Origin of the sequence: Bradyrhizobium jicamae (assembly GCF_018130215.1) — a bacterium.
GTDB lineage: Bacteria > Pseudomonadota > Alphaproteobacteria > Rhizobiales > Xanthobacteraceae > Bradyrhizobium > Bradyrhizobium jicamae_A.
Map to the genome: position 1 here is coordinate 69,070 of NZ_JAFCKQ010000013.1, position 18,025 is coordinate 87,094.

Genomic DNA, 18,025 nt, shown 5'->3' on the forward strand with positions numbered 1-18,025 from the left:
GTCATTCCGGGATGGTCCGAAGGACCAGACCCGGAATCCAAGGCATCGCCCCGGAATGACTCAGGATTTCACCTTCCTCTGAAACGCCGACAGCACCGCGCCGAGCGCCAGCATCGCGGCCGAGACGTTCAGCGCAAATGACAGGCTGCCCACAGCGTCTGTGATCGCGCCGACCACGATTGGGCCGAGGGTCTGGCCGATGCCGAAGGCGATGGTCATCGCGGCGATCGCGGTCGGCCAGGCTTTAGGGGGGTAGTTGTAGCGCACGAAGGCGGTGGTCGAGCCGACTACCGCGAAGAAGGCGACGCCGAACACCAGCGCCGAGATCGCGAGCAAGATCGGCGAATGCCCGAAGATCGGTAGACTGGCGCCGAGCGCGTTGACGCCGAGGATGATCGTGGTCGCGAGCCCGCCGCGGTCGAGCGCCAGTACGCGGCGCCAGACCCAGGGCGTCACGAAGGCACTGACGCCGATCAGGCTCCAGAACGCACTCTGCGCCGCGGCGCCGCCGCCGCCATCGCGAACATAGGCGATCATGAACGTCATGTAGGCGATGTAGCCGGCGCCGAACAGGAAGTAGGCCGTGAGGTAGATCAGGACAGGCATGATCGAGAATTCCGTCCGCACAATGCCGCCGGTGATGCTGTCCGCATGGAATGGTGCGAGCAGCAGCGGCACGGTCATGAGGCCGGCGAGCAGCGTCATGGCCCACCACACGATCCACCACGATCCCGCACCAAAGCCCTGCAGCACGAAGGGCGCGACCAGGCCGGATGACAGGATGCCGATGCCGGGTCCGGCGTAGAACAGGCTGAGCAGGAAATTCGCGCGCTCGGGGCGCGACTGCGCGATGGTCGCCGCCAGCGCGGCGCCGCCGACGAAGCCAACCGCAGCGGCGAGGCCGGCCAGCACGCGCGCAAAGCTCAACAACACGAAATTGCCCGAGACCGCACACAGCGCCAGCGACAGCACGCAGGCCAGCGTCGACCAGCGCACCGATCTCGCAAGTCCGAAGCGCTGGATCACGCGCGAGGCGAACAGCGCGCCGACCAGATAACCGGCGGCATTGATCGTGTTCATGAAGCCCGCGGCCGAATAGGACCAGGCCAGGGAGTCGCGCATGTCGGGCAGCACGAGCGAATAGGCAAAACGGCCGATGCCGAGACCCACGGTCGGCGCCAGCGACAGGATGAGGATCAGACGCGCGGGATGCGCGTAGGACGGGGAAGGGGCTCTCACAATCTACTCCGGAAACGACGCCAGTGTGACAGGCCGCGGCGTGTCTGCCCAGCGCCCTCGGCCGCAACACTGTCTTGCGAAACGGGCAATTGGAGCTGATGTGGATCGCATCATGATCTAACCGATCAGCACCAGGGCGACGCCGACGACGGTCAATACGGTTCCGGTTACGATCCGCGCGTTGATTTCAACATGCTTGAGCATCGTCGCGCTGAGCGCCACCGTGACCAGCGGGTAGATCGCGGCGAGCGGCGCTACCAGCGTGATCGGGCCGTTGCGGACGGCGGCGAACAGGCTGAGCGCACTGAGTCCGTTGCTGATCCCGGTCAGCGCGAACCACAATCGTCCCTCTCGCGGCGCCTGCACCATGAAGCTGCCCTTGCGTATCCGCTGCACCGTCAGCACCACCAGCGAGGACATGATGTAGCCGACGAGGCACGCCCAGAGCGGGCTCGGCCAGATCGCGAGCCCGAGCTTGGCGATCGGCGGCACCACGCCGCGCACCAGCGCGCTGGCGAGCGGCAGCAGCAGGGCCCAGCTCCGCCAGTGGCCGAGGTCGCGCGGCCGGGTCACCGTGATGATCGCGGCCCCCGCGACTGCGACGATCAGGCCGACGAACTGCTGTCCCTGCAACGGCTCGTGCAGCAGGACGACGGCGGCCGTGACCGCGAACAGCGGGGCGAGGTTGCCGAGCGTCGAGGTGACGACCGGTCCGAGCGCCCGGTTCGACGCAAAGGTCAGCAGCGTCAGGGAGGCCGGGAAGAACAAACCGATCGCCATGAAGATCGGCAGTCCGCGCCAGACCACCGGTTCGCCGTGCAGGATCAGCGGCGACAGCAGCAGGAACAGCAAGGTGAAGGAGGGGACGCTGATCGCGGCGCCGGACAGCGGCTCGACGGTGCGCAAGCCAAGCTGCGCCAGCACCACCCCGGCGCCGAGGAAAATGGCCGAAGCGAAGGCGTAGAGGATGGCTGCGGTCATGAAGGCTGTCTTGGGAGCAGTCTTGTTGGCGCTTGCCGGCGCGGTTTGACGTTCACGGGCATTTTGGGCCCGTTCGGGGCGCCTTGCCAATCCGCGCCGGGCGTTTTAGCACTCGCGCCTGACGATAGCGGGCATGCCCGATTGAGTGAGGTAACGACCATGGCGACCCATAAACTGCTGCTTCTCCCCGGCGACGGCATCGGCCCCGAAGTGATGGGCGAGGTGCAGCGCCTGATCGACTGGCTGAATGCGCAGGGGATCGCAAAATTCGAGACCGAGCACGGGCTGGTCGGCGGCTCGGCCTATGACGCGCACAAGGTGTCGATCTCGGAAGGCGACATGGCCAAGGCCATCGCGGCCGATGCGGTGATCTTCGGCGCGGTCGGCGGTCCGAAATGGGATTCGGTTCCCTATGAGGTGCGCCCGGAAGCCGGCCTGCTGCGGCTGCGCAAGGATCTCGAGCTGTTCGCCAACCTGCGCCCGGCGGTGTGCTATCCGGCACTGGCGGATGCTTCGAGCCTGAAGCGCGAGGCGGTCGAAGGCCTTGACATCATGATCGTGCGCGAGCTCACCGGCGGCGTCTATTTCGGCGAGCCGAAGACCATCACCGATATCGGCAATGGCCAGAAGCGCGCGATCGACACCCAGGTCTACGACACCTACGAGATCGAGCGTATCGGTCGTGTCGCCTTCGAACTCGCGCGCAAGCGCCGCAACAAGGTGACGTCGATGGAGAAGCGCAACGTCATGAAGTCGGGCGTGCTCTGGAACGAGGTGATGACCCAGGTGCATGCGCGCGAATACCAGGATGTTACGCTGGAGCATCAGCTCGCCGATTCCGGCGGCATGAACCTCGTGAAGTCGCCGAAGCAGTTCGACGTCATCGTCACCGATAATCTGTTCGGCGACATGCTGTCGGATATCGCGGCGATGCTGACCGGTTCGCTCGGCATGCTGCCGTCGGCCTCGCTCGGAAAGGTCGATGCCAAGACGAAGAAGCGCCGCTCGCTGTTCGAGCCGGTGCACGGCTCGGCGCCCGATATCGCAGGCAAGGGCCTCGCCAATCCGATCGCGATGATCTCCTCGTTCGGCATGGCGCTGCGCTATTCCTTCGATATGGGCGATCTCGCCGACAAGGTCGACGCCGCGATCGCCGCGGTGCTGGCCAGCGGCCTGCGCACCGCCGACATCAAGTCGGACGGCACCACGCCGGCGAGCACGACGCAGATGGGCGAGGCGATCCTGAAGGAATTGCAGAAGCTGCACGCGTGACGGCTGTGAAGTCATTCCGGGAGGATGCGCAAGCACCAGACCCGGATTCCCGAGATTCCGGGTTCGATGCTGCGCATCGCCCCGGAATGACGACCAAAACAAAAATGGCCGGGCTCGCGCCCGGCCATTTCCACATCGGCTGATCGCCGAAATTCTCAGTACAGCGGGAAGGTCCGCGGATAGCCGCCGAGATCGGCCGGCGGGCTGAGCGGCTGGCGGTCGATCGGGCGGTTGTTGTTTTCACGCGCGAACGAGGGATAACCGATCTCGGGCGGGAACGCGTAGTCGGTGAACTTGCGGTCGCCTGGCAGCACTTCGGTACCGGCATCGAGCCATGAGCGGGTCGTGACGTAGACGCGGGTGCGCGGGCCCTGCTGATAGACGCGGTTCGGACCCTGCGCGCCGTAATAGCGGCGGCCGTCGCGGTCATATTGCTCCTGCTGCTTGCGCTTGGCCGGAGTCTGCGCGCTGGCCGAGGTCATGCCGAACGCGGTTGCGGTGACGGCGGCCGCGGCAAGCAGAACCACGAGCTTGTTCGCGGCAGGGAATTTCAAGGTCATCGCATCCTCGTCATTGCGGCCCCGTGCGGGGCTGGCGCGTCGCCAAATCGATCGGAACCCATTCTAGCCGCGATGGTTGCGACGTCACTAGGTCAATTGCGCCACACCGCCAGACATAATGCGGATCAAGGCGCAAAAGTTTCATGAAAACCAGTGTCTTGCCACGGTGCCGCCATCAAAGGGGGCCGCGCAATTTCGGGTTCTCGCTGCCCATGACCCAGTCCGATGACAACGCGGGCTGGCCGGAGGGTGCGCAGTCCCTGCGCTTCAGCTCGGCCCGCGCGAACAGCTCGGCCAGCTTGGGATCATTGCCGACGGCCAGCAGCGTCAGCCGGTTCAGCATGCAGCCGATCGCGGCGCGCTGGGCCGGAAGGCTGTCACCCTGGCAGGTCCAGCCGGAAATCCGGAGATTCGGCGTCTCGACCTGCTTGAGGAAGGCTAGGCAGGTTCGGCCGCCGTCGCGTGGCTCCGGTCGCAGCAGCGCCACGCTGCCGAACTTGCTGTCGATGATCCCGGCGGCCTCGAGCTCGCGCGGTTGGGCCGGATCAAGCTGCCCGGCGATTGCGGCGGCTGCAGGCTCTGGTTGCTCGCCGCCTGGGCGGTAGAGCTCGAGTTCGGCGGTTGCGTCGGGCTCGGTGCCGGTCCAGCGGAAAACATCCTTGCGGCCGCCCTCGGGGTGACGGAAGATTTCGTAAGTCTTTGTTTTATATATTGGATCCGATTGGCCGATGGCGAAAGCCGGCGCCGAACGGCCGGCCGGGCTCCAACTCACCGTAGCGGGCCCCGCGGCCGTTGCGTCCGGCAGCTGCTGCCATAGATAGACGGCGAGACCGCCGAACAGAGCGAGGGCGGCGGCGTAGGCAAGCAGCCCGGAGAACGTGGCATAGACCTCGTCGACGAAACTCGTCAGCGCCGACGGAATCTTCGTATGATGGGGGACGGCCGGACCGGGGCGAAACAGACGCATCAAAACGCTCGAACGGTAACGCTAACGTTGTCTTGATGGGCTTTCTCGCATAGAAGCGCTGCCTCTTCCCTTGCCGTTGGTCGTGGGAACGGGCTTTTTCGTCGGAGAGTGAACGATGGGTTACAAAGTCGCGGTGGTCGGAGCGACCGGCAATGTCGGGCGCGAAATGCTCAACATTCTCGACGAACGCAAATTCCCGGCCGACGAGGTTGTCGTGCTGGCGTCGCGCCGCAGCGTCGGCGTCGAGGTCTCCTACGGCGACCGCACCCTGAAGGTGAAGGCGCTCGAGCATTATGATTTTTCCGACGTCGACATCTGCCTGATGTCGGCCGGCGGCTCGGTCTCCAAGGAATGGTCGCCGAAGATCGGCGCCGCCGGTGCGGTCGTGATCGACAATTCGTCGGCCTGGCGCATGGACCCGGACGTTCCGCTGATCGTGCCGGAGGTGAATGCGGATGCGGCCGCCGGCTTCACCAAGAAGAACATCATCGCCAATCCGAACTGCTCGACCGCCCAGCTCGTCGTCGCGCTGAAGCCGTTGCACGACAAGGCGACCATCACGCGCGTCGTGGTCTCGACCTATCAATCGGTGTCGGGCGCCGGCAAGGATGCGATGGACGAACTGTTCTCGCAGACCAAGGCCGTCTACACCAATGACGAGCTGGTCAACAACAAGTTCCCGAAGCGCATCGCCTTCAACGTCATCCCCCACATCGACGTCTTCATGGAGGACGGCTACACCAAGGAAGAGTGGAAGATGATGGCGGAGACCAAGAAGATCCTTGATCCCAAGATCAAGCTCACCGCGACCTGCGTGCGCGTGCCGGTGTTCGTCAGCCACTCCGAAGCCGTCAACGTCGAGTTCGCCAATCCGATCTCGCCGGACGAGGCGCGCAACATCCTGCGCAATGCGCCGGGCTGCCTCGTCATCGACAAGCGCGAGCCGGGCGGCTACGTCACGCCCTATGAAGCGGCCGGCGAGGACGCGACCTATATCAGCCGCATCCGCGAGGACGCCACCGTCGAGAACGGCCTGTCGTTCTGGTGCGTTTCGGACAACCTGCGCAAGGGCGCGGCGCTCAACGCCGTGCAGATCGCGGAAGTCCTGATCAACCGCAAGCTGATCACGGCGAAGAAAAAAGCGGCATAGGGCGCAGCAGGGAGCCGGAACCATGTCCGAACAACCGGCTTCCGCCCCGCCAAATCCGGCGACGCCGCGCATCATGCGCGGCTTCGAATATGTACTGTTCAACAGCCGCTGGCTGATGGCGCCGTTCTATGTCGGCCTGGTCTTGGCGCTGGCCGTGCTGCTGATAAAATTCGTGCGCATGCTCCTGGAGTTCGTCGTGCATGCGCCCAGCTACAAATCGTCGGAAGTGATCCTCGACGTGCTGTCGCTGATCGACGTCACCCTGGTCGCGAATCTCGTCCTGATCGTGGTGTTCTCGGGCTACGAGAATTTCGTCTCGCGCATCGATACGTCGGGCAACCCGAACTGGCCGATCTGGATCACCAAGATCGATTTTGCCGGGCTGAAGCAGAAGCTTCTGGCGTCGATCGTCGCGATCTCCGCGATCCACGTGCTGGAAGCGTTCCTGAACATCGAGACTGTCTTCGACGCGACGAAGATGACGTGGCTCGTCGCCGTGCACCTCGTGTTCGTGATCTCGGCGCTGTTGCTCGCGATCTCCGATCGCTGGAGCAGCGGCGATCACGAATGAAGCCCGCGAACAGCGAGCAGCGAAATGGCGAATAGTGCCGTCCCTATTCGCTGCTCGCCAATCGCTGTTCGCTCGCCTGCACGTTGAGGAATTCCTTCGCGACGCGATCGAGCACGAACAGCGAGCCCCCGGCGACGCCGAAATAGGCGCCGTGCAGTTGCATCTCGCCGCGCTCGACCCGCTCACGCACGAACGGGAAGGTCATCAGGTTCTCGATCGAGCGGAACACGGCGGCCTTTTCGATGCGGACGACGAAGTCCTGCATGCTCTCATGCGGGCGCTGTTCGACCACCTCGCCCGGCTTGATGAACATCTGCATCCACTTGCCGATGAAATCACCCGGCGTCAGCGGCTGGATCTTGTCGACGAAGGCGCGGATGCCGCCGCATTGCGCATGGCCCAGCACCACGATGTGCTTCACCTTGAGCACGGTCACGGCATATTCCAGCGCGGCCGACACGCCGTGGGCGTTGCTGTCGGGCTGATAGACCGGAACCAGGTTGGCGATGTTCCGGACCACGAACAACTCACCGGGACCGGCGTCGAAGATCACTTCCGGCGAGACGCGGGAATCGCAGCAGCCGATCACCATGGTTTCGGGAGACTGGCCGCGTTCCGAAAGCTCCCGGTAGCGCGACTGCTCCGTCGGCAGCCGCTGGGTTGCAAACGTCTCGTAGCCCTCGATCAGCCGCTTCGGAAAGAATTTCATGACCTCTGGCTAACCACATGCTGATGACGGGAACAAGTCTTCCGGTGCGTGGCCTGAAGTGATACGGCAGCACTGGAGTCCGACTGCGCGCTGCCTAGACAATAGACGCCGGCCGAACCCGTTCCTGAGGAGACCTGCCGATGACCCGTCCGCGCCGCAGCCTGTTGTTCATGCCGGGATCGAATGCGCGGGCGCTGGAGAAGGCCCGGACGCTGCCGGCCGACGGTATCATTCTCGACCTCGAGGATTCCGTTGCTCCCGACGCCAAGGCGGCGGCGCGCGACCAGATCGCCCAGGCGGTCGCCGCCAGGGGGTTTGGCAAGCGCGAGGTGTTGATCCGCATCAATGCGCTCGACAGTCCGTGGTGGGTCGACGACATTGCCATGGCCGGCAAGGCGCAGCCGGACGGCATCCTGGTTCCCAAGATCTCGACCGTCGGCGACCTCGATGCCGTTGCGGGTCGTCTCGGCACCGCCGATGCCTCGATCCGGGTCTGGGCCATGATCGAGACCGCTCGCGCGGTGCTCGACGCCGACAGGCTCGCCGCGGCATCGCAGGATCCCAAGACCCGGCTCGCCGGCTTCGTGTTCGGTCCGAACGACATCGCGCGCGAAACCCGGATCCGGATGAAGCCGGGCCGCGCGGCAATGATCCCGATGATCACGCATTGCATCCTGGCGACCCGCGCGCACGGCCTCGAGATCCTCGACGGGCCCTATGGCGACATCGGCAACATCGATGGCTTTGCCGAGGAATGCGCGCAGGGACGCGATCTTGGCTTCGACGGCAAGACGCTGATCCATCCGAGCCATATCGACGCCTGCAACGCCATCTTCACGCCGCCGGAGGCGGAGGTGGCCGAGGCGCGCAAGATCATCGCGGCATTCGAGAAGCCGGAGAATGCATCGCGCGGCGCGATCCAGCTCGACGGCCGCATGGTGGAGCGTCTGCATGCGGAGATGGCCCGGCGCACGATCGCGATCGCAGATGCGATCGCCGCGATGGGGAAGTAGACGCTTCCTTTTCCCGCAACAGGAGAGGGTGGGACGGGTTTAGGCCTTGAACCTCTCCGCCGCCCAGGCATACAGGCTGCCCGGAATCGGTGCCTCCTTGCCACGTCCCTTCGGCGAGATGTGCAGGCCGATGATCTCGGGATCATCGAGGTATCTGGAAAAATCCGACGGCTCGAAGAACAGTCCGGGCTCGGCGTGCACCGCGTAGAACGACTGCTTCGGCAGTGCGTGCCGCAATTCGCCTTCGCGGCGGGCGAGGGCGGTGATCGCGGCGGGGCCGTAGATCGCGACGCGGATGTCGGACAGGCGGTTCGATTTGCCGCGCAGCCGGCGCAGCGCGAAGGTCAGGCGGTGGCGCAGCGCGAGCCAGTCCGGCGTGAGCTCGGCCTGCGCCATCAACGCTTCGAACGCGCGGACGATCGGATCCTCCGACGGCAGATACAGCACGGAATTGCCAAGCTGCCGCGGCCGCTCCCAGGCGAAATAGGGTTTGGCGGGATCGATCTCGACCGGCTTCAGGAGCAGTACATCGGCATCGAGCCAGAGACCGGCGCGTTGCGCCATCAGCTTCATGCGGAAGAAGTCGCTGAATTGCAGGATGGTCCAGTCGCGCCATGAACCGTCCGGCTGCGGCGGGCGCAGTTTTTCGGAGAATGCATGCGGCAGCACGGCCTCGGCCTCGGCGTTGCCGATGCCATCGGGCAGGCCGGGTATCGGATCGAAGCTGTAGACCGTCACCTTGTGCCCGGCCGCCAGCTGCGAGCGCAGGCAGGTCTGGCGCAACGCATCCATCGGGCCGTGCCAGAAGGTGACGACGTCAGGTAGCATGCGCGCCAGCCATGAGTGGTTTTGCGGCGATGGCAGAAGGGCAAGCAAAAGCCCCGGCGCCGCCAGCGGCACCGGGGCTTTGACCAAAGGGTGGCATCAGGCCCAGGCGCGCTCCTTGAGCTTGCTCTCATAGGCGTCGATGGAGCTCTTCTTCTCCATCGTCAGGCCGATATCGTCGAGACCGTTGATCAGGCAGTGCTTGCGGAACGGGTCGATCTCGAACTTCACCTTGCCGCCGTCGGGACCACGGATCTCCTGGTTGGGGAGGTCGATGGTCAGTGTCGCGTTGGCGCCGCGCTCGGCGTCGTCGAACAGCTTGTCGAGGTCCTCCTGCGACACGCGGATCGGCAGGATGCCGTTCTTGAAGCAGTTGTTGTAGAAGATGTCGCCGAACGAGGTCGAGATCACGCAGCGGATACCGAAGTCGAGCAGCGCCCAGGGGGCGTGCTCGCGGCTCGAGCCGCAGCCGAAATTGTCGCCGGCGACCAGCACCTTCGAATTCCGATAGGCAGGCTGATTGAGCACGAAATCCGGATTCTCGCTGCCGTCATCCTTGTAGCGCTGCTCCGAGAACAGCCCCTTGCCAAGGCCGGTGCGCTTGATGGTCTTGAGGTACTGCTTCGGAATGATCATGTCGGTGTCGACATTGATGATCTTCAGCGGCGCCGCAACGCCTTCCAGCGTGGTGAACTTGTCCATCGGATGCACGTCCCGGTCAAATGAGGGATAGGGCCGGATGTGTATCCTGAATGTGACAGCCGTAAAAGGGCCATTTCTGCAGAGCTGGAGCCCCCGTTCCGATTGGATCGAACGGGAACGGCTCTAAAGCGCGATGAGATAAGGCTGAATCGTCATCGCGCTTTAGCTCTTTGCTTGAGCACCATCTTTTCGGAAAACCGCTACACACTTTTCCGGATCTGCTCTAGTTGCCCGCCGAGGCCTCAATCGCCTCCATGTCGGCGTCCGACAAGCCGAAATGGTGCCCGATTTCGTGAATCAGGACATGGCGGACGATATGGCCGAGGGTTTCGTCGTGCTCCGCCCAGTAGTCCAGGATCGGCCTGCGGTAGAGCCAGATCAGGTTGGGCAGTCGGGCCACGTCGCCCTGGCTCTGGTGCGGCAGGCCGATGCCGTGGAACAGGCCGAGCAGGTCGAACTCGCTCTCGGCCTGCATGTCGTCGAGCACCTCGTCGGTCGGGAAATCATCGACGCGGATGATCAAGCCCTCGCAAAGGGCCCGGAACGTTTCCGGCAGGCGCTCGAAAACCTCGTGCGCCATCGCCTCCATTTCGGCGAGCGAAGGGGCTTTGGCTGTGGTCCACATGACACTCCTTTAGCGCGAGTGCGGCAGGCTTCGCCAGCGCAGTTGACCTTGGCGGCGCAATGGGAGACCGTGCGGCCCGGCAACGGGCTTTGGAAGGGCGTGATGAAGCGGATCATGGCGGTAGCGCTGCTGGCGGCATCAGCCGGGATTCTGCTTCCGGCGGCGGACGCGCAGGCGCAATCTGCCTCGGCAGAGGCGCGTTTGGGCCATGCAGCGCAATCGACCGAGAGCGACATGGTGGTGCCGCGCCGGCGGCTGCGTCGCGTGCCCATCTACCGCTCGACACCGGAACATTGGGAGCCGGACGTCATCCCGCGCTACAATCCCGGCCCGAACGCAGTGCGCGAATGCACTGCGACCTATGTGCAGGAATACCGGCCGAGCGGCACCGTGATCACGCCGCGCATGAACTGCCACTGGCGGCCGGGCTAGAGCATGATCCGGAAAAGCGTGTAGCGGTTTTCCGAAAGATCAGGCAAATCCCGCCGGCCGATCCATTAGGCAGCGCGGATCTTTTCCAGGAACGCGCTGACGTTGCTGCGCAGCTTCGCCGATTGGTGGCTGAGATCGTCGGCGGCGGTCAGAACCTGCGTGGCCGCCGTTCCGGTTTCGCCGGCAGCCTCGTTGACGCTGCCGACATTCGCCGACACCTCGCTGGTACCACGCGACACTTCCTGGATGTTCTTCGAGATGTCGCGGGTCGCCGCGCTCTGCTCCTCGACGGCAGCCGAGATCGCCGCGGCAATCTCGCTCACGCGCCCGATGGTGCCGCCGATCGTCCTGATCGCGCTGACCGCATCGCTGGTCTCCTGCTGGATGTTGGCGATTTGCGAGGAGATGTCCTCCGTCGCCTTGGCGGTCTGGGTGGCGAGCGCCTTGACCTCATTGGCGACGACGGCAAAGCCCCTGCCGGATTCGCCGGCGCGGGCGGCCTCGATCGTTGCGTTCAGCGCCAGGAGATTGGTCTGCGAGGCGATGCTCTGGATCAGCGAAACCACTTCGCCGATCCGCTGTGCGGCAGCGGCAAGGCTCTCGACGGTCGCATTGGTGCGATTGGTCTCGTCCACCGCCGCTCTCGCGGTCTCGGCCGCCTGCGTCACCTGGCGGGTGATCTCGCTGATCGAGGCGTGCAACTCCTCGGTTGCGACCGCGACCGTCTGCACATTCACCGAAGCCTCGTTGGATGCGGTGGCGACGAAGGTCGCCTGCCGGCTGGTTTCTTCCGCCGTCGCCGACATGCTTCCGGCGGTCGCATGCATCTCGGTCGACGCGGCGGTCAGGGCATTCAGCGCGTCCGAGATCTGATTGTCGAAGGTCACGATATGCCCATCGACGGCCCGCTGCCGGGCCTCCTTGCGCAACTGCTCCTCCCGCTGCTCGGCTTCGAGGCGGCGTGCCGTGATCGCATTCTCCTTGAACACGCGCAGCGATTTGGCCAGGCCCCCGACCTCGTCGCTCCTGTCATCGCCGACGACGGCGATATCGAGATCGCCCGCGGCCAGCTTCGTCATCTCCTCGGTCATGCGCGACAGCGGGCGCGCGATCTGGCTGAACGCAATCCAGGCGAGGATGTTGAAGGCGCACAGCAGCCCGGCAGCGGCGCCGAACAGCAGCACCAGGCGGGTCTGGTCGGCGGTGGCGACGCCCTGGTCACGGGCGGCCTGCATGCCCTTCACATTGGCTGATATCAGGCTGGCGACCGCCTCCATCGCGATCTGGCGATGCCTGGCCGCGACATTGCGCGAATAGGCAAAGGCGTCCTCGAGCTTGCCCGCGCTCACCAGTTCGAACACCTTTGCGCTGGCCTCGCGGCGGTCCCTGACGGCGCTGCGCAGCGTGTCGATCAGCTGATGCTGGCCGGCATCCGATGTGACGGCCGCCAGGCGGTCGATCGCCGCAAGCGTGGCGTCCGTCGCCTTGTCGTAGCTCTCGACGTTGGAGGCGACGGCCTTGGCGTCGGAAGCGCTGAGGATGACGTTCTTCTCGCTGACGGCAGCGCTGTTGAAATTGCTCTCCGCTTCCAGGCTGTACTGCACTCGGCGGGCATTGCCGTCCACGAGATCGGATGCAGTCGCCGACAGATGGCTCAGTGCCAGCGAGGCCTGGACGACGATGCCGATGGCGACCAGCGCGATAATGGCGGCGGGCACCGCGATCTTGGCGATGATGGGCAGATTCTGAAACTTGAGGGTCATTTCTGGTCCGGCGATGCTGCTGCTGGTTTCGTCGGCCCACCCGGCCGAAACGAGCCACATGTGAGGACGCGACGCCACGGCCCGGCCTGCTGGCCGCGCCATGGAAACGAAAGAAGTCCTGAATTTTCTGGTTGATTGTCCGTTAATTTTACGGACCAACCCTTAGCAAAGGGTTCACGCGAGTCCGGCTGACGGCATCCGGGCGCGAAGCGTCAGGGTGTGAAGCCATTGGCGAGCAGCACGATCGCCTGTGCGCCGGCCTTGCGATCTCTGGATATCTCGATGTATTCGGGCGACTCCGACCAGGCGCGGAATGACGCGGCATCCGGGAAGGACATCAGCACGAGCTTGTCCCGATCCCAGCTGCCTTCGAGCACTTCGGGCTGCTCGTCGGCCGACAGCAGCCGTCCGTTGAACTTTCTGAACACATCGAAGAAGCGCGCCTGGTAGCGGTCATAGGCTGCGCGGTCAGTCATCCTGAGCTGCACGATCACATAGACGGTCACGGCGACTTCCTTCCGGACGATTGATTGGAGCCGGGCGCTCATGCGGCAAGCATCAATACAGTTGGGGAACCCGGAAAGGAAACGGGCGCCCGAAGGGCGCCCGGTTTTTCCAATTGATGCGACGCCAATCCTAGTCCCAGTCCTTGAGCTTCCAGGGCTTGATCTTCCACGGCGTCAGATTTTCCATGCGCCACTGTGTCCAGCGGTCCGGCGGCCAGTGGCTGAGGCGCGAGGTTTCCTTCACCTCGGGAAGCGGATCGATGACGCGCGGCACGGCCCTTCGGCGCTTCTGTCGCGTCGCATCGCGGATCATATCGACGAATTCGGGTTTATCGGCCACGTCCGGCTCCTCGCGAAGGCTTGATTCCGCAAGGAGCCACTTTGCGTGTCGTGCGTTAACGGGCCGTTTCCGCAACGGCTCCAGCTTGAAGCAAGGCCGTGGCGTTTTCGCGCGAACCGGACCCGGTTCGCACGGAGCAAACGCGTCGAACAAGAATCGGGAGTCTCGGCTCTGATGCAATCAGAACCGAGGCTCTCGCGCTCATCGCCAGTCGCGGACGTCCACGAAGTGTCCGGCGATCGCGGCCGCTGCGGCCATCGCAGGCGAAACCAGATGGGTGCGGCCCTTGAAGCCCTGGCGGCCCTCGAAGTTGCGGTTCGAGGTCGAGGCGCAACGCTCTTCCGGCTTCAGCTTGTCCGGGTTCATCGCAAGGCACATCGAGCAGCCCGGCTCACGCCATTCGAAGCCGGCCTTGATGAAGATCTTGTCGAGGCCCTCGGCTTCCGCCTGCTCCTTCACGATGCCCGAGCCTGGCACGATCATCGCGTTGACATTGGCGTTGACCGTCCTGCCCTCGGCGATCTTGGCGGCGGCGCGCAGATCCTCGATGCGGCCGTTGGTGCAGGAGCCGATGAAGACGCGGTCGAGCTTGATGTCGGTGATCTTCGTGCCCGCGGCGAGGCCCATATATTTCAGTGCGCGATGCTTGGAGAGGCGCTTGGCCTCGTCCTCGATCTTGTCGGGATCCGGTACATAGCCGTTCACGGAGATCACGTCCTCAGGGCTTGTTCCCCAGGTGACGATCGGCGGCAGCTTGGCCGCGTCCAGCCGGATCTCATGGTCGAAATGCGCGCCGTCGTCGGAGCGCAGCGTTTCCCAGTAGCGCATCGCGGCATCCCATGCGGCGCCCTGCGGCGCCTTCGGCCGGCCGCGCAGGAAGTCGAACGCCTTCTGGTCGGGCGCAACCAGGCCGGCGCGGGCGCCGCCCTCGATCGACATGTTGCAGACCGTCATGCGGCCTTCCATCGACAGCGCACGGATCGCCTCGCCGGCATATTCCAGCACGTAGCCGGTGCCGCCCGCGGTGCCGATCTCGCCGATGATGGCCAGGATGATGTCCTTGCCGGTGACGCCCTCGGGCAATTTGCCGTCGACGACCGCGCGCATGTTCTTGGCCTTCTTCTGGATCAGCGTCTGCGTCGCCAGCACATGCTCGACCTCCGACGTGCCGATGCCATGGGCGAGCGCGCCGAACGCGCCATGCGTCGAGGTGTGGCTGTCACCGCAGACGATCGTGGTGCCGGGTAGCGTAAAACCCTGCTCCGGGCCGATGACGTGGACAATGCCCTGACGCTTGTCGAACTCGTTGTAGTACTCGATGCCGAATTCCTTGGCGTTCTCCGCCATCACCCGCATCTGCTCGATGCTTTCGGGGTCGGGGTTCGGCTTCGACCGGTCGGTGGTCGGGATGTTGTGGTCGACGACGGCCAGCGTCTTCTCCGGCGCGTGCACCCTGCGGCCCGAGGCGCGCAGGCCTTCGAATGCCTGTGGCGAGGTCACCTCGTGTACCAGATGGCGGTCGATATAGAGCAGGCAGGTGCCGTCCTCGGCTTCGTGGACCAGATGGTCGTTCCAGATCTTGTCGTACAGCGTGGTCGGTTTGGACATGAGCTTGAGCTCCAGGAGAAATTCAGTGGTCGATGGCTTTGAGCGCGATGGCGCGCGAGCAGGCGAGAGGGTTCAGGCAGCGTTATGCTGCGCGCCTAAGCTCTGACGTCGCTGAGGTCGCAAAGCGTCCGAAGAACCGGCCGGGCAGCCGCGAGCGATCGTCGATCACGACGCGCTGGCAGGGCTGGCTTGCTTGATCCGGAACCATTCTAAATTTCTATCACAGGGCTCGTGCCCGCGACAATCGACCGATGTGCGGGTCACGCCCGCGCATGACGAGTGAGGGCGGTGCTCGATATAGGCATGCCGCAACAAAAAAGCGCGGAGCCGGGCCCCGCGCTTCTGGTCACATCCCTTGCGGGGTGGATTACTCGCCGACGGCGGTCTGACGGTCCTGCTTCTCGACGATGCGGGCCGACTTGCCGCGCAGATTGCGCAGGTAATACAGCTTGGCGCGACGAACCTTGCCGCGACGCACCACCTTGATCGAGTCGATCATCGGCGACATCACCGGGAAGACGCGCTCGACGCCCTCGCCGTAGGAAATCTTGCGCACGGTGAAGCTCTCGTTGAGGCCATGGCCGGAACGGCCGATGCAGACGCCTTCATAGGCCTGCACGCGGGTGCGGTCGCCTTCGACCACCTTCACATTGACGATCACGGTATCGCCGGGGGCGAATTCCGGAATTTCCTTGGTGGCGGCGAGCTTGTCGAACTGCTCTTTTTCGAGCTGCTGAATGAGGTTCATTGAAATCTCCATCGGCGGCGCGCCCAGCCTTCGGCGGGCTGCGCAAACGTCCATCTATCCTGCGCGTGTTGCGGATTTGGCGCTCGTATAAGGCAAAGCTCGGGGTTTGTCACCCGTCTGTCGCTTTTTTTGTCCTGTCGGCCTTTCCGGCCCAGAGATCAGGCCGGCGGGCCGCCGTCAGCGCCTCCGATTGGGCCAGCCGCCAGGCCGCGACCTTGGCGTGGTCGCCGGAAATGAGGACTTCCGGGATCTGGCGGCCCTCGAACTCCTGCGGGCGGGTATATTGAGGGTATTCCAGTAGTCCTGCGGAGAAGCTCTCCTCGGTTCCGGAGGCCTGTTTGCCCATCACCCCCGGCAGAAGCCGCACGCAGGCGTCGATCAGCGCCATTGCGGCGATCTCGCCGCCGGACAGCACATAGTCACCGATCGAGACCTCCTCGAGCGCGCGGGCCTCAATCACCCGCTGGTCGATACCTTCGAACCGGCCGCAAACGATCAGCGGACCCGGCCCGGCCGCGAGTTCCAGCACCCTTGCCTGGGTCAATGGCCGAGCTCGCGGGCTCATCAAGAGGCGCGGGCGGTCGGGCGCGATGGCGGCGGCATCGATCGCGGCGGCCAATATGTCGGCCCGCAGCACCATGCCCGGGCCGCCGCCGGCAGGCGTGTCATCGACGCTGCGATGCCGGTCGGTCGCCGATGCCCTGATATCGCGTGTCTCCAGTGCCCAGAGGCCACCGGTCAGCGCCCGGCCGGCGAGGCTGGCGCCGAGCGGCCCCGGAAACATGTCCGGGAACAGTGTCAGCACGGTCGCGCGCCATGCTGCGGGCTCGGATGGTGTCGGCTCGGATGTCATGGCCTCTGGTTAAGGCACCACGGCCGTGAGGTCGAGGCTCTGCATCATCGCGGCGGCATCCACCGCGCGGCGGAAGTCTGCGAGACCGAATGTCGCGACGTTGATCTTGCGCAGGTCCAGCAGGCCTTCGGCGGCGAGGCCGGCAAGCTGGCCCGGTGCTGATCGCTCGTACATGAACTGCCCGACCACCTCCCAGTCATTGGCCAGCATCTCGCGGAACGAGAGCTCGAGCGGCACCTCGGCGCTGCCCATCAACACCATGCGGCCGCCGCGGCGCAGCGCACGCAGGCTCGACAGCGTGGTCGACGTGCTCTTCGCGGCGCCGAGCAGATCGAGCGCGACATCCGCAGTGCCGCCGGCGGCGCGGCGGATGATCGGAAGGTCGGCGGCCGCATCACCGGTGACGACGGCCGGAATGACGCGGGGGCCGAAGGCGTCGCGCAACTCGTCGAGCGCCGCCTGCTTGCGACCGACGGCGACGACGCGGCCGGCGCCCATCGCGACCGCGAGCATCACCGCGCCCGAGCCGAAATAGCCGGTCGCGCCGTTGACGATGATGGTCTGGCCGCCACGCAGCCCGGTGCGCTGCAAGCCGCCGAACGGCACGATCAGCTTGGCGAGGCCAATCAACTCGGTTGCCGGTCTGTCGTCGAGATTCGCGAGCGGCGTGACGCAGGCCGCCGGCCAATGCGCTGCTTCGGCGAACACGCCGTCGCGCCAGCGTGCCTGCAAGGCGAACGCCTCCGGCGTCGTCACGGTCGCGGTGAGGCCGATCAGGATCTGCGGCGGATCACGATCCGGCACGTCGCCGCGCAGATGCGGGCTGAGGAAGACGCGGTCACCGCTCTGCACATGGGTCACGTTCCCGCCGGTCGCAACGACGCGCGCGATCGCATTGGTACCCGGCACGAACGGCATCGGCGGCAGGCTGTAGGGCAGTGCGCCCGACAACAGCTTGTTGGTGTAGGACAGCACCATGCCGGCTTCGATCCGAACCACGACGCCATCGGGTGCGGGCTTCGGTGTCTCGACATCCTCGAAGCGCAGATCGTTGCGCGCATGCAGTCGCCAGGCCTTGTGAGTGCTCGTCATTGGGATGCTCCGTGACACCATTGCTTAAGTAGCCTGGGCGGAGCGAAGCGCAATCAGGGAATCACGCAA

20 protein-coding genes are annotated in these 18,025 nt (G+C 64.8%); 5 read left to right on the forward strand and 15 right to left on the reverse strand.

Going from position 1 to position 18,025, the window contains the following annotated elements; all coding sequences use genetic code 11:
• Positions 1 to 60: 60 nt before the first annotated feature.
• Together JQ586_RS16750 and JQ586_RS16755 are read right to left on the reverse strand one after the other, a co-directional pair.
• Positions 61 to 1,239 carry a YbfB/YjiJ family MFS transporter gene (locus JQ586_RS16750; RefSeq protein ID WP_212395699.1) on the reverse strand — a complete coding sequence of 393 codons (1,179 nt, stop codon included), beginning with the start codon at positions 1,237 to 1,239 and terminating at the stop codon, positions 61 to 63.
• 117 nt (positions 1,240 to 1,356) lie between these two features.
• Entirely contained in the window at positions 1,357 to 2,220 is an 864-nt protein-coding gene (locus JQ586_RS16755; RefSeq protein ID WP_212395700.1) for an EamA family transporter, read from the reverse strand.
• Between the two features lie 159 nt (positions 2,221 to 2,379).
• Between JQ586_RS16755 and leuB the strand changes: the two genes are divergently transcribed.
• Positions 2,380 to 3,492 carry a 3-isopropylmalate dehydrogenase gene (gene leuB / locus JQ586_RS16760; protein ID WP_212395701.1) on the forward strand — a complete coding sequence of 371 codons (1,113 nt, stop codon included), beginning with the start codon at positions 2,380 to 2,382 and terminating at the stop codon, positions 3,490 to 3,492.
• A 155-nt stretch (positions 3,493 to 3,647) separates the two neighbouring features.
• Here the strand turns inward: leuB and JQ586_RS16765 are convergent, their stop codons facing one another.
• Positions 3,648 to 4,052, reverse strand: coding sequence for a hypothetical protein (locus JQ586_RS16765; protein WP_212395702.1), 405 nt, complete (start codon positions 4,050 to 4,052; stop codon positions 3,648 to 3,650).
• Positions 4,053 to 4,227: 175 nt separating this feature from the next.
• Positions 4,228 to 5,019: a hypothetical protein gene (locus JQ586_RS16770; RefSeq protein WP_212395703.1), complete on the reverse strand. Its 792-nt coding sequence runs from the start codon at positions 5,017 to 5,019 to the stop codon at positions 4,228 to 4,230.
• A gap of 115 nt (positions 5,020 to 5,134) precedes the next feature.
• Here JQ586_RS16770 and JQ586_RS16775 point away from each other — a divergent pair, with 115 nt between their 5' ends.
• Positions 5,135 to 6,169, forward strand: coding sequence for an aspartate-semialdehyde dehydrogenase (locus JQ586_RS16775; RefSeq protein ID WP_212395704.1), 1,035 nt, complete (start codon positions 5,135 to 5,137; stop codon positions 6,167 to 6,169).
• A 22-nt stretch (positions 6,170 to 6,191) separates the two neighbouring features.
• Positions 6,192 to 6,740, forward strand: a complete 549-nt coding sequence (locus JQ586_RS16780; protein ID WP_212395705.1) for a TIGR00645 family protein — start codon at positions 6,192 to 6,194, stop codon at positions 6,738 to 6,740.
• 43 nt (positions 6,741 to 6,783) lie between these two features.
• Here the strand turns inward: JQ586_RS16780 and JQ586_RS16785 are convergent, their stop codons facing one another.
• Positions 6,784 to 7,449 carry a carbonic anhydrase gene (locus JQ586_RS16785; protein ID WP_212395706.1) on the reverse strand — a complete coding sequence of 222 codons (666 nt, stop codon included), beginning with the start codon at positions 7,447 to 7,449 and terminating at the stop codon, positions 6,784 to 6,786.
• Positions 7,450 to 7,589: 140 nt separating this feature from the next.
• Between JQ586_RS16785 and JQ586_RS16790 the strand changes: the two genes are divergently transcribed.
• Entirely contained in the window at positions 7,590 to 8,462 is an 873-nt protein-coding gene (locus JQ586_RS16790) for a CoA ester lyase (protein ID WP_212395707.1), read from the forward strand.
• Positions 8,463 to 8,501: 39 nt separating this feature from the next.
• On the opposite strand, the gene JQ586_RS16795 is transcribed toward JQ586_RS16790, so the two are convergent.
• The 3 genes from JQ586_RS16795 to JQ586_RS16805 all read right to left on the reverse strand — a co-directional run bounded on the left by JQ586_RS16795 (position 8,502) and on the right by JQ586_RS16805 (position 10,614).
• Complete coding sequence (locus JQ586_RS16795; RefSeq protein WP_212395708.1) at positions 8,502 to 9,290, reverse strand: hypothetical protein; 789 nt, start codon at positions 9,288 to 9,290, stop codon at positions 8,502 to 8,504.
• A 96-nt stretch (positions 9,291 to 9,386) separates the two neighbouring features.
• Positions 9,387 to 9,989, reverse strand: coding sequence for a 3-isopropylmalate dehydratase small subunit (leuD, locus tag JQ586_RS16800; protein WP_212395709.1), 603 nt, complete (start codon positions 9,987 to 9,989; stop codon positions 9,387 to 9,389).
• Between the two features lie 223 nt (positions 9,990 to 10,212).
• Positions 10,213 to 10,614, reverse strand: coding sequence for a metallopeptidase family protein (locus tag JQ586_RS16805; protein ID WP_212395710.1), 402 nt, complete (start codon positions 10,612 to 10,614; stop codon positions 10,213 to 10,215).
• A 102-nt stretch (positions 10,615 to 10,716) separates the two neighbouring features.
• Between JQ586_RS16805 and JQ586_RS16810 the strand changes: the two genes are divergently transcribed.
• Positions 10,717 to 11,046, forward strand: coding sequence for a hypothetical protein (locus JQ586_RS16810; protein WP_212395711.1), 330 nt, complete (start codon positions 10,717 to 10,719; stop codon positions 11,044 to 11,046).
• 65 nt (positions 11,047 to 11,111) lie between these two features.
• On the opposite strand, the gene JQ586_RS16815 is transcribed toward JQ586_RS16810, so the two are convergent.
• From JQ586_RS16815 to JQ586_RS16845, 7 genes are all read right to left on the reverse strand, one after another.
• Positions 11,112 to 12,809 carry a methyl-accepting chemotaxis protein gene (locus JQ586_RS16815; protein ID WP_212395712.1) on the reverse strand — a complete coding sequence of 566 codons (1,698 nt, stop codon included), beginning with the start codon at positions 12,807 to 12,809 and terminating at the stop codon, positions 11,112 to 11,114.
• Between the two features lie 212 nt (positions 12,810 to 13,021).
• Positions 13,022 to 13,315, reverse strand: coding sequence for a DUF1330 domain-containing protein (locus JQ586_RS16820; RefSeq protein WP_212395788.1), 294 nt, complete (start codon positions 13,313 to 13,315; stop codon positions 13,022 to 13,024).
• Between the two features lie 130 nt (positions 13,316 to 13,445).
• On the reverse strand, positions 13,446 to 13,655 hold the full coding sequence (locus JQ586_RS16825; protein ID WP_212395713.1) for a hypothetical protein: 210 nt from the start codon (positions 13,653 to 13,655) through the stop codon (positions 13,446 to 13,448).
• Positions 13,656 to 13,856: 201 nt separating this feature from the next.
• Positions 13,857 to 15,263 (reverse strand): 3-isopropylmalate dehydratase large subunit, encoded by a 1,407-nt coding sequence (leuC, locus tag JQ586_RS16830; RefSeq protein ID WP_212395714.1) that lies wholly within the window; start codon positions 15,261 to 15,263, stop codon positions 13,857 to 13,859.
• 367 nt (positions 15,264 to 15,630) lie between these two features.
• Positions 15,631 to 16,011, reverse strand: a complete 381-nt coding sequence (gene rplS, locus JQ586_RS16835) for a 50S ribosomal protein L19 (RefSeq protein ID WP_212395715.1) — start codon at positions 16,009 to 16,011, stop codon at positions 15,631 to 15,633.
• Between the two features lie 109 nt (positions 16,012 to 16,120).
• Positions 16,121 to 16,864, reverse strand: coding sequence for a tRNA (guanosine(37)-N1)-methyltransferase TrmD (gene trmD / locus JQ586_RS16840; protein WP_212395716.1), 744 nt, complete (start codon positions 16,862 to 16,864; stop codon positions 16,121 to 16,123).
• A gap of 9 nt (positions 16,865 to 16,873) precedes the next feature.
• Positions 16,874 to 17,956: a zinc-binding alcohol dehydrogenase family protein gene (locus JQ586_RS16845; protein WP_212395717.1), complete on the reverse strand. Its 1,083-nt coding sequence runs from the start codon at positions 17,954 to 17,956 to the stop codon at positions 16,874 to 16,876.
• Between the last annotated feature and the right edge of the window lie 69 nt (positions 17,957 to 18,025).

What these genes read in the sequence shown, in the direction of transcription:
- JQ586_RS16815 (WP_212395712.1), bottom strand. Translation starts at nt 12,809, where the DNA reads ATGACCCTCAAGTTTCAGAATCTGCCCATCATCGCCAAGATCGCGGTG.
- JQ586_RS16810 (WP_212395711.1), top strand. Translation starts at nt 10,717, where the DNA reads ATGAAGCGGATCATGGCGGTAGCGCTGCTGGCGGCATCAGCCGGGATT.
- leuD (WP_212395709.1), bottom strand. Translation starts at nt 9,989, where the DNA reads ATGGACAAGTTCACCACGCTGGAAGGCGTTGCGGCGCCGCTGAAGATC.
- rplS (WP_212395715.1), bottom strand. Translation starts at nt 16,011, where the DNA reads ATGAACCTCATTCAGCAGCTCGAAAAAGAGCAGTTCGACAAGCTCGCC.
- JQ586_RS16755 (WP_212395700.1), bottom strand. Translation starts at nt 2,220, where the DNA reads ATGACCGCAGCCATCCTCTACGCCTTCGCTTCGGCCATTTTCCTCGGC.
- JQ586_RS16780 (WP_212395705.1), top strand. Translation starts at nt 6,192, where the DNA reads ATGTCCGAACAACCGGCTTCCGCCCCGCCAAATCCGGCGACGCCGCGC.
- JQ586_RS16765 (WP_212395702.1), bottom strand. Translation starts at nt 4,052, where the DNA reads ATGACCTTGAAATTCCCTGCCGCGAACAAGCTCGTGGTTCTGCTTGCC.
- JQ586_RS16790 (WP_212395707.1), top strand. Translation starts at nt 7,590, where the DNA reads ATGACCCGTCCGCGCCGCAGCCTGTTGTTCATGCCGGGATCGAATGCG.
- leuB (WP_212395701.1), top strand. Translation starts at nt 2,380, where the DNA reads ATGGCGACCCATAAACTGCTGCTTCTCCCCGGCGACGGCATCGGCCCC.
- leuC (WP_212395714.1), bottom strand. Translation starts at nt 15,263, where the DNA reads ATGTCCAAACCGACCACGCTGTACGACAAGATCTGGAACGACCATCTG.
- JQ586_RS16795 (WP_212395708.1), bottom strand. Translation starts at nt 9,290, where the DNA reads ATGCTACCTGACGTCGTCACCTTCTGGCACGGCCCGATGGATGCGTTG.
- JQ586_RS16805 (WP_212395710.1), bottom strand. Translation starts at nt 10,614, where the DNA reads ATGTGGACCACAGCCAAAGCCCCTTCGCTCGCCGAAATGGAGGCGATG.
- JQ586_RS16785 (WP_212395706.1), bottom strand. Translation starts at nt 7,449, where the DNA reads ATGAAATTCTTTCCGAAGCGGCTGATCGAGGGCTACGAGACGTTTGCA.
- JQ586_RS16845 (WP_212395717.1), bottom strand. Translation starts at nt 17,956, where the DNA reads ATGACGAGCACTCACAAGGCCTGGCGACTGCATGCGCGCAACGATCTG.
- JQ586_RS16770 (WP_212395703.1), bottom strand. Translation starts at nt 5,019, where the DNA reads ATGCGTCTGTTTCGCCCCGGTCCGGCCGTCCCCCATCATACGAAGATT.
- JQ586_RS16775 (WP_212395704.1), top strand. Translation starts at nt 5,135, where the DNA reads ATGGGTTACAAAGTCGCGGTGGTCGGAGCGACCGGCAATGTCGGGCGC.
- trmD (WP_212395716.1), bottom strand. Translation starts at nt 16,864, where the DNA reads ATGACATCCGAGCCGACACCATCCGAGCCCGCAGCATGGCGCGCGACC.